This is a genomic window from Methanoculleus sp. UBA374 (genome assembly GCA_002508705.1).
In the GTDB taxonomy this organism is placed as follows: Archaea; Halobacteriota; Methanomicrobia; order Methanomicrobiales; family Methanoculleaceae; genus Methanoculleus; species Methanoculleus palmolei.
Map to the genome: position 1 here is coordinate 271399 of DAYL01000033.1, position 13028 is coordinate 284426.

At 61.3% G+C, this 13028-nt stretch carries 15 protein-coding genes; 4 read left to right on the forward strand and 11 right to left on the reverse strand.

The annotated features are described in order from the left end of the window. Positions 1 to 311 precede the first annotated feature (311 nt). Complete coding sequence (locus BRA42_RS12910) at positions 312 to 1682, forward strand: ATP-binding protein (RefSeq protein ID WP_342771178.1); 1371 nt, start codon at positions 312 to 314, stop codon at positions 1680 to 1682. Positions 1683 to 1752: 70 nt separating this feature from the next. Here BRA42_RS12910 and BRA42_RS12915 read toward each other — a convergent pair whose 3' ends face one another. The 10 genes from BRA42_RS12915 to BRA42_RS12960 all read right to left on the reverse strand — a co-directional run bounded on the left by BRA42_RS12915 (position 1753) and on the right by BRA42_RS12960 (position 9786). Beyond that, the gene (locus BRA42_RS12915) at positions 1753 to 2184 is read right to left on the reverse strand and encodes a hypothetical protein (RefSeq protein ID WP_342686220.1); all 432 of its coding nucleotides are present in this window, start codon (positions 2182 to 2184) and stop codon (positions 1753 to 1755) included. Positions 2185 to 2200: 16 nt separating this feature from the next. Then, entirely contained in the window at positions 2201 to 3004 is an 804-nt protein-coding gene (locus tag BRA42_RS12920; RefSeq protein WP_342686219.1) for a hypothetical protein, read from the reverse strand. Then, positions 3001 to 5178 carry a heavy metal translocating P-type ATPase gene (locus BRA42_RS12925; protein WP_342686218.1) on the reverse strand — a complete coding sequence of 726 codons (2178 nt, stop codon included), beginning with the start codon at positions 5176 to 5178 and terminating at the stop codon, positions 3001 to 3003. Before BRA42_RS12925 ends, BRA42_RS12920 begins: the two co-directional genes overlap by 4 nt. A 9-nt stretch (positions 5179 to 5187) precedes the next feature. Continuing rightward, positions 5188 to 6210, reverse strand: a complete 1023-nt coding sequence (locus BRA42_RS12930) for a cation transporter (RefSeq protein ID WP_342772161.1) — start codon at positions 6208 to 6210, stop codon at positions 5188 to 5190. Then, positions 6164 to 6313, reverse strand: coding sequence for a heavy metal-associated domain-containing protein (locus tag BRA42_RS12935; protein ID WP_342770661.1), 150 nt, complete (start codon positions 6311 to 6313; stop codon positions 6164 to 6166). The genes BRA42_RS12930 and BRA42_RS12935 overlap by 47 nt, the downstream gene beginning before the upstream one ends. A 313-nt stretch (positions 6314 to 6626) precedes the next feature. Next, positions 6627 to 7349, reverse strand: coding sequence for a winged helix-turn-helix transcriptional regulator (locus BRA42_RS12940; protein ID WP_292409284.1), 723 nt, complete (start codon positions 7347 to 7349; stop codon positions 6627 to 6629). Between the two features lie 36 nt (positions 7350 to 7385). Then, positions 7386 to 7685: a hypothetical protein gene (locus tag BRA42_RS12945; protein ID WP_292409282.1), complete on the reverse strand. Its 300-nt coding sequence runs from the start codon at positions 7683 to 7685 to the stop codon at positions 7386 to 7388. Between the two features lie 34 nt (positions 7686 to 7719). Then, positions 7720 to 8346, reverse strand: a complete 627-nt coding sequence (locus BRA42_RS12950; protein ID WP_292409280.1) for a nitroreductase family protein — start codon at positions 8344 to 8346, stop codon at positions 7720 to 7722. Positions 8347 to 8380: 34 nt separating this feature from the next. Continuing rightward, positions 8381 to 9202, reverse strand: a complete 822-nt coding sequence (locus BRA42_RS12955) for a nitroreductase family protein (protein WP_342770662.1) — start codon at positions 9200 to 9202, stop codon at positions 8381 to 8383. 8 nt (positions 9203 to 9210) lie between these two features. After that, the gene (locus tag BRA42_RS12960; RefSeq protein WP_292409278.1) at positions 9211 to 9786 is read right to left on the reverse strand and encodes a flavin reductase family protein; all 576 of its coding nucleotides are present in this window, start codon (positions 9784 to 9786) and stop codon (positions 9211 to 9213) included. Positions 9787 to 9956: 170 nt separating this feature from the next. Between BRA42_RS12960 and BRA42_RS12965 the strand changes: the two genes are divergently transcribed. Further along, positions 9957 to 10334 (forward strand): winged helix-turn-helix transcriptional regulator, encoded by a 378-nt coding sequence (locus tag BRA42_RS12965; RefSeq protein ID WP_292409276.1) that lies wholly within the window; start codon positions 9957 to 9959, stop codon positions 10332 to 10334. Positions 10335 to 10617: 283 nt separating this feature from the next. Here BRA42_RS12965 and BRA42_RS12970 read toward each other — a convergent pair whose 3' ends face one another. Further along, positions 10618 to 10869, reverse strand: a complete 252-nt coding sequence (locus BRA42_RS12970) for a hypothetical protein (RefSeq protein ID WP_342686216.1) — start codon at positions 10867 to 10869, stop codon at positions 10618 to 10620. Positions 10870 to 10960: 91 nt separating this feature from the next. Between BRA42_RS12970 and BRA42_RS12975 the strand changes: the two genes are divergently transcribed. Further along, positions 10961 to 11674, forward strand: coding sequence for a DNA alkylation repair protein (locus BRA42_RS12975; protein ID WP_292409272.1), 714 nt, complete (start codon positions 10961 to 10963; stop codon positions 11672 to 11674). A gap of 132 nt (positions 11675 to 11806) precedes the next feature. Then, positions 11807 to 12964: a TIGR04083 family peptide-modifying radical SAM enzyme gene (locus BRA42_RS12980; protein WP_292409271.1), complete on the forward strand. Its 1158-nt coding sequence runs from the start codon at positions 11807 to 11809 to the stop codon at positions 12962 to 12964. Positions 12965 to 13028: the final 64 nt, after the last annotated feature.

Consider the following 13028-nt stretch of genomic DNA (forward strand, 5'->3'; position numbering starts at 1 on the left):
TCGAAACTCTTCGAGTTTCTCGAACGACTGCCGTTTCGGCAGTCGTTCCCCGCGTGGCGATACCCAGAGAGGAGCCGTATCAGAGGTTTGACGCCAGAGACCACTCAATTTTTCTCGGGGAGGCGACAGAATACTCTGAACTATAGGAATCGTCAGCCGCTGGAAACTTTTAGGATGACTTCTACTTCAGAAAATTTGACCGAATTTCGTTGAGCAATAGTTTGCGTTCAGTTGTTCCGCACCGCAATGTGCCACCTCGATCCCGCACCCGACAACGAAGCAATTAATACTAATCATGATTAGTACTAATCATGATTAGGGAGTTCGTCGACCGCGAGACCGAGCGTGCCCTCCTCGAGGAGGAGTGGCGAAAAGACGGCGGGAGGCTGATCATCCTCTACGGGCGGCGTCGGATCGGCAAGACACGGCTGGTCACCGAGTTTATCCGCGGGAAGGCGGGTATCCTTCATTTCGCCGAGGATACCGCGGCGCAGATCCAGATCCGACGGCTGCAGGAGGCAGTAGCGCAGTTCTTCGCCGACCCGCTCCTTGCAACGCTTGAGATCACGACCTGGGATCAACTCCTTACCTACCTCTCCCAAAAACCGCTCCCGGAGCGCCGCTACCTCGTCATCGATGAATTCACCTACTTGATCAAGAACGATCCAACAGCCCTATCCGCGCTTCAGAAAGCCTGGGATACCGCCCTTGCCGGATCGAACTGGTGCATCCTCCTCTCCGGGTCGATGCTCGGGCTGATGACCGACAGTGCGCTCTCCTACACCTCCCCCCTCTACGGGCGGCGGACCCGTGATATGCTCCTTGGACCGCTCCAACTGGTGGATGCACGAAGATTCCTCCCTTCGTTCTCTTTCCAGGATGTCCTCAAGGCTCACCTGACCATCGGCGGCATCCCCGAGTACCTCCTCAAGGCCGGAGACTATCCCGACTACGCCACCTTCGTCGAGCGGGAGTTCTTCAGTAAGTACAGCTACTTCTACCGGGAGCCCTACTTCCTCCTCTCGCAGGAGTTCAGGGAGTTGAAGACCTACCAGGCGATCCTCAATGCCGTCGCCGTCGGCAACACGGCCCCGGGTGCGATCGCCCAGTTCTGCGGCATGGACCCCCGCCATCTCTACCCCTACCTTGGGGCGATGACCCGGCTCGGGATCATCGAGAAGGAGCTGCCTCTCCTCGGCAGCCGGAGGCAAGGGCTGTACCGGATCAAAGATTGTGTCTTTGACTTCTGGTACAACTTCGTATTTTCACACCGGCAGGCGATCGAGACGGAGAACCATTCAGTTGATACCGTCGATATGAACCCGTACTTCGGCAAACGGTTTGAGATCTTTGTTCGGAACGAATTCGCCCGGAAGATCTTTTGGGGGTATACTACAGGGCGATGGTGGTATCGCGGTGAGGAGATCGATCTTGTCGCCGTCCGGGAGATCGATAACGGCATCGTCTTTGGGGAGTGCAAGTGGGGGAGCCTTACGGAAAGAGAGGCCCGCGGCGTGCTCGTGCGGCTTGTACGGAAAGCGGAGCATGTCCGGCACGAACACTATCCCAACGAGCGCTTCTGCCTTGTCGCCGGCGGTGTCGAAGGGAAAGGCCGGCTCCGCGATGAGGGTTTTCTCGTCTACGACCTCGCGGATATAGAAGCGGCGTACACCGCGGGGTAATTCCCCTCCACCTATTGCAGAAGTTGAGAACAAGCAGAATAGGAGGGAATGCAAAGACCCCATTCTGACTCTAACCGCTCTCGACGATGAGTTTCCCGTCGCCGATCCCCATGTTGCAGTAGATGGGGAACGTCCCGACCTTGTCCGCGGTGAACTCGATCACGTTGTCGCCCGATCGGATCGCCTTGCTAACATTGTACCCGCCGATGTTGACCACGAGCATGCACCCCCGGAGGGTGGCGGGGTCACCCTCGATCCGGACGTTCGTGCCCTGCTTCACGCGGATCTCGGCCGGCGAATACTGGAAGCCGTCGTAGCTCAGGCTGATAGTCTCGGTCTGCCCGGTCCCGGTGCCAACGGGGTTTGTTGCATTGGTGTCGCCCGTACCGGGTGTCGGAACGTTCGGGACGGGGGACGGCCCGATGCCCCCGCAGTGCATGAAGAGTATCGCAACGGCTGCTACAGCGATTATGCCGATCCCTGCTTTCATCGTTGAGTTCATGGTCCTCATCTCCTCCTTATCCAAGCTGATCCTCTTTTAGCGGCACAAAGTGCATCATATCGAAGCTCGAGTTCGTTCTCTCAAGCACTCCGACCACGACCACGTTCTCTCCGAAGAATCCCCTGATCGGGTCGCCGACCTCGTCGAACAACTTCTCTTCCCGCATCATTTCGGCCTCGGCCGAGCCGAGCACGAGCGGGTAGTACTCCCCTCCCCCGAGATCGTGCATCGAATACCCGCTCATGTCGCCCTCGGCAAGCACGAACTTCGTCGGCACGGTCTCGTTCAGGTCGAGGAAGTAGAAGAGCTTCGGCACCCCATCCGGGGCCATCTTCGAGTATACTCTCCCTTCTTCGCCCACGAGATTCCCGTAGTCGTGCGTGTCGAGGAAGTGCAGGTCGTCGACGAACGTCCCGGTTTCGGTCAGGACTCCGCCGATCTCGATCCTGTCTATCCCGAAGAAGTCCGTCAGGCTGTCTCCCGGCTTCTCGAACAACTTCTCCTCTTTCATCATCTCTCCTTCGGCGTACCCGACGATCATGGAGTTCACGCCGGGGATTCTCGCGCCTTCCGCTGCGCTGAGATTGGCAAGCGCGTTGCTCTTCGCATGGGCAAACACCTTGGGCGTGCCGTCCGGGGCGAACGCGACCTTGTAGGTGATCCCGTCGAAGATCGACGGGTCGACCGAGCCCGACATCGCACCGTCCCCCATGCCGTCCGTGACCCCGAGTGCAAAATACCCGACGGACCCAAGAAGCATGACCGCAAGAGCAAACGCAAACGCGCCCCTGTTCTCCTTGAACCATGCACCGACCTTCATGCTGTCACCCAGAACCTTGCCCACCTGAGGGTGAGCGCGTTCGTCACGACCGATACGCTGGAGAGCGCCATGGTGCCGCCCGCGATGATGGGCGAGAGCAGGAGCCCGAACGCGGGGTACAGGAGCCCCGCTGCAATCGGTATCCCGATGACGTTATACACCAGCGCCCAGGCCATGTTCTGCCGGATCTTCCTGATCGTAGCCCTGCCGAGCCGGATCGCCTGCGGCACGTCGAGCGGGTCCGAACGCATCAGGACGACGGAGCCGGCCTCCATCGCCACGTCCGTCCCCGAGCCCATCGCGATCCCGATATCCGCCTGTGCGAGTGCGGGGGCGTCGTTGATGCCGTCGCCGACCATCACGACTTTGTGCCCCTTCTCCTGGAGCCGCTTCACGTACTCGGCCTTGTCCTGGGGCAGGACTTCTGCAAAGACGTTCTCTATGCCCGCAATGTTGGCGATCGCACGGGCAGTCTTCTCGTTGTCCCCGGTGATCATCCAGGTCTCGATCCCGAGGTTCTTCAGGTCCTCGACCGCCCGTGCACTCGTCGCCTTGATGGTGTCCGCAACGCCGATGATCGCGGAGGGGGTGCCGTCGACTTTCAGGATCATCGCCGTCTTCCCCTCGTCCTGGAGACGGCCGACCACGGCCGCCGTCTCCGCGTCGAGGGTGCCCCGCTCCGGTTTCCCGAGGTAGATCGATCTGCCGTCGACGGTCGCGGCGACACCGAAGCCGGGTATGGCCTCAAACTCCCGGGCCTCCCCGGGATTCGCGCCCTGCTCCCGCGCGTACTCGGTGATGGCGTCGGCAAGCGGGTGTTCGGAGTTCCGCTCGACCGCATACGCGTATCCGATCAGGGACGGCAGATCGCCCTCCGGGCCCGCGGCGAGGAAGTCCGTCACCCGGGGTTTGCCTTCGGTGATGGTCCCCGTCTTGTCGAAGACGACCGCGTCCACCTTGTGCATCATCTCGAGACTCTCGGCGTTCTTGATCAGGATGCCTTTCTGCGCACCGATCCCGGTGCCGACCATGATCGCCGTGGGCGTCGCTAGGCCGAGGGCGCACGGGCAGGCGATCACGAGCACTGCCACGGCCACCATGAGGGCGAACGGGAACGACATCCCGAGCGCGAAGTACCACGCGACGAAGGTGATCGCGGAGATCACGATCACGATCGGCACGAAGATCCCGCTGATCCGGTCGGCGAACCGCTGAATGTCGGCTTTGCTCCCCTGTGCGTCCTCGACGAGCCGGACGATCTGGGAAAGGACCGTGTCGGTCCCGACCCTGGCCGCCTCGAACCGCAACACCCCGTTCTTGTTGATCGTCCCGCCGATGACCGTCGATCCTGCAGCCTTCTCAACCGGGATGCTCTCCCCGGTGATCATGCTCTCATCGACGGCCGATCTGCCCTCGACGACCGTCCCGTCGACCGGGACCTTCTCGCCGGGCGAGACAAGCAGGAGATCGCCTACCACAACTTCTTCGATCGGGACTTCGACCTCACGGCCGTCCCGCACCACGGTCGCGACCTTCGGCGCAAGGCCCATCAGTTTCCTGATCGCGTCGCTTGTCCTGCCTTTGGCCACCGCCTCGAGGTATTTCCCGAGGACCACCAGGGTGATCAGGACGGCCGCCGTCTCGAAGTACTGCTCCGTAACGAGCCCGAACATTGCGGCGACGCTGTATCCGTAGGCTGCGCTCGTCCCGACCGCGATGAGCGTATCCATGGTCCCGATCCGGTTCTTGAGCGCGCTCCAGGCTCCGAGGTAGAAGTTCTTGCCCACCACGAACTGTACGGGGGTCGCGAGCAAGAAGAGCAGGAGCACATGATACGGCACGTCCATGAAGACCATGCCGAACAGGAACGCCGGAACGGCAAACAGGGCGCTGAAGGCAAGGGTGATCTTCAGGTCCGAGATCTCCTTCTCCCGGATACGACGCTCGCTGTCGGGGTCGACCCCGATCTTTGCCCCGTACCCTTTCGATGCGATCAGGTCGATGAGCCTCTGCTCGTCGAGCAGCGACTCGTCGAACTCCACGCGCGCCTTCCGGGACGCGTAATTGACGTTTGCGGCCAGAACCCCGGGCGTCCTCTGGAGCGCCCTTGAGATCAGAGTGGCGCACGAGCCGCAATGCATGCCCTCGACGTTGATCTCAGCCTTTTTAACCATCTTTTCACCTTACACTCCAAGCACATACCCTGTCTTCGGTCCGTACACGTACACGACCGTGAGAACCAGGTTCATTGCGAGCGCGAGAACCGCAAACTCGCTCCCGCTTGCTTTCATATCGCCCGGCCTCATATTCCCGAACTCTTTATACAGCATGTAGCTGTACGCCGCCAGGATGACCGCCTCGGTTGCGGTCAGGATGAAGAGGAACGGTACGAGCCGGTCGTAGATCAGCATGGCAGAGAGCATGGCCCCCATCGTGCCGGCCATCAGGCCGCCCATCATGCCCTCCATCACGCCCATGACCCCGCAGGACCGCCCCGTGACGTAGCCGAGACTCATCCCGGTCAGCATTCCGACGATACTCCCGAGAAACATCCCGTTCGTCGCGCCTACGAACGCACCGATCAGGAAGCCTCCCGCCATCCCGAACGTCATGCCCGTCATCATGCCCGTCATGCAGGACGAACTCTTCCGAAACGCGTTCGAATGGTAATAAGCGAACAAGAACGCCGCGACGGAGACGGCGGTCAGGACCGTAACGCTCCAGTAGGTATTCAGGAACCCGGGGATACGGCTGAAGACGAAGGCGTAGAGCGCGGCCTGTGCAGCCAGCACGACGGCGACCGCTCCGAAGGCGCGCTTCATGAGCGCATGCTCGACCTCGAATCCCCGGGCGTTGAGGATCATGCTCTTTAAGAAGGCGAACCCGCGGCGTAGCGAGCCGGCCTCGAAGCCGTCCGCGGCCTTCTCTCCGGGAAGGAGCAGCTGGTAGCCCTTCTCGCGCAGTTCGTCGCGGATTGCCTGGAGTTGCCCTCTACGGCTCTCGATGACCACCCGGTTGTTAGCCGTGTCGATGGACTTGACCCGCGCCCCCTCGTGTCTTGCCACCGTGCGCTCGATGATCCTCGCGCAGGACTCGCAGTGCATCCCGTGCAGCACGAGGTTGGACTCGATCAGTCCGGTCCCGGTCCCCGGTTCCGGTTCAGACCGTGAAGCCTTCACCCCGGATCGCCTGCCTGATCGCCTCAAGGGTCGCCTCCGAGTCGTAATCTACGATAACCGCTCCGCTCGTGTGATCGGCAGAGAGCACTCTTGCGCCATTTATTTCGCTAATCGCGTCTGCGATGAGCATTTCACAACTTCTGCAGTGCATTCCCGAAACATTCAGTGTGGTTTTCATTTGCGAAACCTCTGCTATGCCGTTGTGAGGATTCCGTAAAACGTGTTCTCACCAATCCATCTCCCTGTCGGCAACCGGGATGAAGTGTCGAGAAACGGTCTAACTATCGAGAAAGATGTACGGTCTACCGGTCGAGGGGCCGACCACAGCCGACAGATACTTCCAAAAAAAGGCGGACGCCATTCAAATTTTCTGAAAAAAAATACCGTCGGAGATTATTTATCAAAACAGGGATGACGAACCCTTCTTCCAAGACTCTGCATCGTCAACTCATCGCCGCCATGCCGTCCGGCTTCTCGCCGCCGATCCGGCTCATCGACCGGCCCGCTTCGTCGGTCAGAGCATACCGGGCGTACCGTCCCTCGTGCCGCTCGGTGATGATGCCGTCTTCCCGGAACCGCCGCATGTACCATCGGACTGTCGAGGGGGTGATCGCGAGATGCGTTGCAATCTCGGACTGGGCGATGCCCGGCGTCGACCGTATAAGCGAAAGTATCTCTTCTGCAGTCGGATTCCAGAGGTGCATGAATAGGTTGCGCTCAAGGGTCCCGTAACGCCCATGGTTCTCATAATACCGCACGAGACCGCGGTCCCGTAGCGCGGTTATCTTCGAGAGCGACTCCATCAGGTTCAAATGATACCGCAGGGTCTGGCGGTTCATCCCCAGTTCGCGGGCGATCCCGGCGAGATCGATCCCGGGTTTCGCCGTGATCACCGCATGAATTGCCGCACGTTCGCGATTGTCGAGCACGTTCCCGGCGTAGATCCGCCGGATACCCGAGACGTTATCGGTCGATCTTCGGCCGTTCAGGAGCACCTGCTGGGCCGGTCCGCTGCACGGCAGCGGGTCCTGCGGAACCGACGGGAGGGAGCAGCACCCTCCCCGGGCCGCCCCTGCCGGGGGTATACAACAGTTGCCTGCCGGCGAAACCGCTATCGCCACCATCAGCGCGAGGACGAGGGATGTCCACGCGGTGCTCCTCTTCATCGGTACGTAGTCGGATCAAACGCTATATATCAATTCTCATACCGGCAACAACAGACTCGAACTACCTCTCTCGATAAGCGGGTTTCCCGGGCATCTCCGTTGAACGGAGGCAGGGCATGCTCGTTGACCCTGCTCTGTGCCGCATACCTCTCCCCTGCACGCACTTCCGGAGCGTTCGATCGTGTAGATGAGCACTGTCCGGTTCTTCCCACCTTTCATCTTGCAGGCAAAGAACCTCGCGCACTCCCTGAAGTCAAGGTCGTAGAAGTGGACGAACTCCGTCTCCGCCCCCGCCAATGCAGCCCCTTTGAGCGCATGTACAAGCAGCGTTGCCATGTTCTCCGTCTTCCGTTGATACGGAGGACTCTCGTCATGCCTCGCATATTCCGGCAGGACCGGACGTTACTCCACCCACCGCACGTTCCGCTCGAGGTCCGGGTCCGTGGCGCGGCTTAACCGGGGGCACCTCGTCAGGGAACCCCAGCGGAGTGACGGCCACGATCCCCTTATCGTCGGGAATTCTAAGGCACGTGCGCAGCGCCCTCTCGTCCTGGAGCGGCCCGGTCATCCAGCAGGTGCCGAACCCGAGTGCGGTTGCGGCAAGCAGCAGGTTTTCCATCGCGGCGCTCGCGCTCTCGAGGTTTGCCTTGCGCATATTCGGGGCATCGGCCGCATCGGTCAGGACGACGATCACCACCGGCGCACCCCCGTAAGTCAGGGCAAACCGAAGAAGTTCCTCATCGGCGATCGGGGACGAGCCCGGCGCCTCCGGGGAATCCCGGCCCTGTATGTATTCCCTGGCGATCGCATGGAAATTCTCTCCCATCTCGCGGACCCTCTCCCCGGTCACGACCAGAAACTCCCACTGCTGGCGGTTCATGGCCGAGGGAGCCCAGTTCGCGGCATCGAGGATACGGTACACGTCGTCCCTGCCGATCTGGTGGGGAAGATACCGGCGAACAGCGCGCCGCCGGTGGATCGCATCAAAGACGTCCATAATTCATGCACTCTCCCGCATGCTCGAAGCACCCTTACCGCCACGCCACCTGCACCGGGTTGCGGCGGGGGATGCCATGGACCGCGTACCGCGGGCGGCCGAACATCATCGCGTAGGCGAACCTGCGCCCTGCGGGGATGCCGAGCTCTCTTTTGAGCGGTTCGTACGCCGTGGCGGCCATCGAAACGAAGCCGGCCCAGCAGGTGCCGATGCCGAACGCCGGGGCGGCGATGTCGAAGTGCGCGAGCGCGATGATCGCGTCCACGGATGCGGCCGGGTTCCCTTCCGGGATATGGGCGACAAGCAGGTGCGGGGCATCGCGGCAGATGACGTCGTATCCCGCCTCCCATGCACCGATGAGTCCCGGTACGTAGCCGCTCATCGGATGGCCGCTCTCCACCAGGGTCTTCATCCATTCGACCGTCAGAACGGCGATCCTCCTGACCTTCGCCGGGTCGTGGACGACGATCCACCTGACCGGCTGTCCATTCCCTCCTGAAGGTGCGTACCGGACGACGTCGAGGACCTGCAGGACTGTCTCCCGGGGGACGGGCTCGTCCGTGTAGCGGCGCACCGACCGGCGCTTTCGCAGGTAACTGCCGAGGTCGCCGGGGGAGAGGGTGCCGGCACCTGCCGGGATGAGCCTCTTCTCCCCCGGCCCGACGTTCAGGAGGAGCGCCTGCGTCGGGCAACAGGCTTCGCAGTGCCCGCAGGCGATGCAGATTTCGGCCTTCTCCTCCCGGACCCCGGGGAGGGTGTCTTCGTCCGCGGCATCAACGATCGCCATCGGGCAGACGGCCGAGCAGATCCCGCAACGGGTGCAGAGATCCTCATCTACGAGTATGGTCTCCATCATATCCCCGTTCAAGTCGTCTCCGGCCGCAGTACCAGGCTCTTCCCCGCACTCCACGCATCGCCGACGTGCTCCCCGAGCCTCCAGTAGCGGTTGTCGGGCATGGTCAGGAGGAGCGGATCGATATCCGCAAAGTCCGGCTTTCCATCCCGGATCACCGACTCGTCCGCGTATGCCCCCACGATCTCGCCGATGAAGATCGTGTTGGTCGGGAGCGGAACAGTCTGCACGAGCCGGCACTCGAGGTTGACCGGGCACTCCCGGATCATCGGTGCGGTCTTGAGCGTCCCGTAGAAGACGTCGAAGACATCCGACTTATCGGCCGCAGCCCCGGATACAAGCCCGCAGTAGTCGGTCTTCTCCATCAGGGCCGACGACGGGATATTCACCGAAAATGTCCGCGTCTCCGCGATCCCTTCGAGCGTGTAGTGGGAGTTCGCGATCCCGCAGAGGATCATCGGGGGGCTCCCGTTCGCCCGCGAGCACCAGCCCACGGTCATGAAGTTCGCTTTTGTGTTCACCTGTGTCCCGACGAGCACCACCGGCATCGGGATGAAGAAGTTTCTTCCGATCTCTTTCTTCTCCATAGTTGTTACCTCACTCCCCGCAGGATGCGGAGAACCACGGCAGAACGCCATATGCATTAAAACCGACGGATTTTCTGCTTGTGACGAACCGAACGTTAAGATAAAATACGCCCCTGGCGAATATATAGGAAATACCATCAATAAGGTAACTAACTTTCATCGGAGCAACCATGGTCTACACGAAGAACGGCAAGACTTTCCACTGTCCGGTTGAAGCAGCACTCGACGTCATCGGCGGCAAGTGGAAGCCGCTCATCCTCTGGCACCTGTGTGACGAGACCAAGCGGTTCTCCGAACTGCAGCGGGAACTCCCTAGCGTCAACGCGAAGATGCTCACCAAGCAGCTCCGGGAGCTGGAGGAGGACGGGATCGTGCGGCGGACGGTCTACCCCGAGGTGCCGCCCCGGGTGGAGTACGCCGTCACCGAGTTCGGCAGAACCCTCCTCCCGGTTATGGAGGCGCTCTGCGCCTGGGGAACGCAGTACCTCGGCATCGACGAGGGGACCGCATCCCGGTGCCCGGCGAAGACGGGGAGAGAGGATACATAATCACACCGGTGAAGTCGCCGCTGCCCCCTATTGAGTATCGCGCCACTGATATCACCGGCATCTACGTGATCCACCCGCTCTGGGTCAGACCCAACGCCCACCACCATGCCCATGCACGGACGGTCAAGATTTGTACGAGCGGATGACCTTCGCGTCCCGGAAGCATACTTGGCCGGGGTAGCGGCGGAGGCTCTGCGGGTCGACCTCACCTTGATCCGGCGGCGGCGAGATGCGTGGGCTCTTGTTCGCTCTCGCCGGAGTCGGCAGGGGAGATCGAGTTCGTCTACGTCGAGGATACCTCCCGCTCGGCGGGGATCGGCGAGGGGATCGCCACCGGCAACGCGACGTTCGAGTCGGAGGCACCGTCGTGAGAGTGCTGTGATGCAGTCCATATCCGGTTCTGCCGCATGAGAAGCACAACTTTTGCGTCGTCGGCCGCCGCGCACGCCTGGACAGGATGAAAGACGGCGCATGGCGGGACGTGCTGCTGCTGGAGCGCAGGAGCGGCAGGGTGGGCGGTGACCCGTCCGGTCATCGGCCGGAAGAAGCACCCCGCTCCGGTACAGCCCCGTTCCTCCCAAACGGCCTGCCGGATCGTTTATCCCTCATCCCGCTGTAATCTGCACATGGACCCGGTCATCGAAGCGATACGGCAGGAACTCACGGCGCACGCAGACCCCGAGATCCGGGAGAAAAGCCAGCGGTTCTTCAAGGAAGAGGTCCGGTGCTACGGGATGAAGACCGCTACCGCAATCTCGATCGCAAAGAAGTACTGGAAAGAGGTCAACTCCCGCGAGAAGCAGGAGATCTTCCGGCTCTGCGAAGAACTTTACCGGTCGGGGATGATGGAGGAGGCATTCGTGGCGTCCGTTTGGGCTCCGCGGCTCGCCGACCGCTACGAGCCCGGCGACATCGCCGTCTTCCGGCACTGGGTCGAAACCTACATCACCAACTGGGCAACCTGCGACGGCCTCTGCAACCATGCCGTCGGAGACTACATCGTGCGCTACCCGGAGCAGGTCGGGGAACTGAAGGGCTGGACGCAGTCGGAGAACCGCTGGATGCGGCGTGCGGCGGCGGTCTCGCTGATCGTGCCGGCGAAGCGCGGGATGTTCCTTGCCGAAGCCCTCGAGATCGCCGACCTGCTCCTGACCGATACGGACGACATGGTGCAGAAAGGCTACGGGTGGCTCCTCAAGGAAGCAAGCCGGAAGCACACCGACGAGGTCTTCTCCTACGTCATGACGAACAAGAAGGAGATGCCCCGGACGGCGCTCCGGTATGCCATCGAGCTGATGCCGAAAGATCTGAAGACGGAGGCGATGAAGAAGGACCGGTAGGTCGTTTTGGGGTAGGCGACGGTCCCGCCCTCCTCCCGGCCCCGGTCGGCGTGAACTGTGCTCGCCCCTCCTGTTTTTCAGGCTGCGGAGATGAATAGGTTTTAACCTCTTCAAAGAGAATCTCGGTAATTAATGAAGAGCCCCTTTCATGTCATGATCATCCCCACGCTCGGCTGCCCCTCAAAATGCCATTACTGCTGGAGTTCCGATGAAGGGTCTCCGAGGATGAGCATCGAGACGATCCGGGAGATAACCGAATGGCTCAAAGACTACCGGTCCGACCAGGTCACCATCACCTTCCACGGCGGGGAGCCGCTCCTTGCAGGCGCAGACTTTTTCCGGCAGGCCCTGCCGATCCTCGCCGGGGGCCTCGGCCACCTTAACCCGACGTTCGCCCTGCAGAGCAACCTCTGGCGGCTCACCCCGGAACTCGCCCGCATACTCGCGGAATACAATATTCCCATCGGCTCCAGCATCGACGGCCCCGAGGAGATCAACGACGCGCAGAGGGGAAAGGGCTACTTTCAAAAGACCATGCGGGGCTACGAGATCGCGACGGCGAACGGACTGGAGGTCCGGTTCATCTGCACGTTCACCCGCCTGTCGGTCGAGCGTAAGGAGGAGATCTTTAACTTCTTCCTCGCGAGGGGTTTTCCCCTCAAACTGCACCCGGCGCTGCCGTCGCTCAGGAGCGAGGACCCGAAAGAGTGGGCGCTCGAACCGGAGGCATACGGGGATCTGCTGGTCTACCTCCTTGATAAGTACCTGGAGAACCTCGGGCAGATCGAGATCATGAACATCAACGACCTCTGTAAATGTATCTTTATCCGGCACGGCACGGTCTGCACGTTTGTGGACTGCATGGGAAACACCCTTGCCGTCGGGCCGGACGGAAGCATTTACCCGTGCTACCGCTTTGTCGGGATGCCCGAGTACGTGATGGGCAACGTCTACGACCGTCCCACGCCCGACGACCTTGCCCGGTCTGACGCGGGAAAGCTTATGCACGCGTTCAAGGAGTACGTCGACCGTGAGTGCGGAGAGTGCCGTCATATCCGGTACTGCCGGGGCGGGTGCCCCTACAACGCTATAGCGCCGACAAACGGCGAAATCCGGGGCGTCGATCCCCATTGTATTGCGTACAGGCGGATATTCGACGAGATCACCGACCGGCTGAACGACGAGATGTTCGGTTCCACGGATTTCGAGACGGGGGAGTTCGGTTCGCCGTATCGGAGGAAGGCAAAACCGGGGATCATGTCGATTCTGCAGGCGATGGCGACGAAGTAGGTGCCGAGTTACAGCGAGGTCGTCCCCAAACGCCTTTGATGGGAGGGGCACTCCCTCGAAGACC

Bases quoted from the DNA above. Each gene is read 5' to 3' on its own strand.
- BRA42_RS12980 (WP_292409271.1), top strand. From the start codon at position 11,807: ATGAAGAGCCCCTTTCATGTCATGATCATCCCCACGCTCGGCTGCCCC.
- BRA42_RS12950 (WP_292409280.1), bottom strand. From the start codon at position 8,346: ATGGACGTCTTTGATGCGATCCACCGGCGGCGCGCTGTTCGCCGGTAT.
- BRA42_RS12910 (WP_342771178.1), top strand. From the start codon at position 312: ATGATTAGGGAGTTCGTCGACCGCGAGACCGAGCGTGCCCTCCTCGAG.
- BRA42_RS12915 (WP_342686220.1), bottom strand. From the start codon at position 2,184: ATGAACTCAACGATGAAAGCAGGGATCGGCATAATCGCTGTAGCAGCC.
- BRA42_RS12975 (WP_292409272.1), top strand. From the start codon at position 10,961: ATGGACCCGGTCATCGAAGCGATACGGCAGGAACTCACGGCGCACGCA.
- BRA42_RS12935 (WP_342770661.1), bottom strand. From the start codon at position 6,313: ATGCTCATCGCAGACGCGATTAGCGAAATAAATGGCGCAAGAGTGCTC.
- BRA42_RS12925 (WP_342686218.1), bottom strand. From the start codon at position 5,178: ATGGTTAAAAAGGCTGAGATCAACGTCGAGGGCATGCATTGCGGCTCG.
- BRA42_RS12970 (WP_342686216.1), bottom strand. From the start codon at position 10,869: ATGACCGGACGGGTCACCGCCCACCCTGCCGCTCCTGCGCTCCAGCAG.
- BRA42_RS12940 (WP_292409284.1), bottom strand. From the start codon at position 7,349: ATGAAGAGGAGCACCGCGTGGACATCCCTCGTCCTCGCGCTGATGGTG.
- BRA42_RS12945 (WP_292409282.1), bottom strand. From the start codon at position 7,685: ATGGCAACGCTGCTTGTACATGCGCTCAAAGGGGCTGCATTGGCGGGG.
- BRA42_RS12955 (WP_342770662.1), bottom strand. From the start codon at position 9,202: ATGATGGAGACCATACTCGTAGATGAGGATCTCTGCACCCGTTGCGGG.
- BRA42_RS12965 (WP_292409276.1), top strand. From the start codon at position 9,957: ATGGTCTACACGAAGAACGGCAAGACTTTCCACTGTCCGGTTGAAGCA.
- BRA42_RS12920 (WP_342686219.1), bottom strand. From the start codon at position 3,004: ATGAAGGTCGGTGCATGGTTCAAGGAGAACAGGGGCGCGTTTGCGTTT.
- BRA42_RS12960 (WP_292409278.1), bottom strand. From the start codon at position 9,786: ATGGAGAAGAAAGAGATCGGAAGAAACTTCTTCATCCCGATGCCGGTG.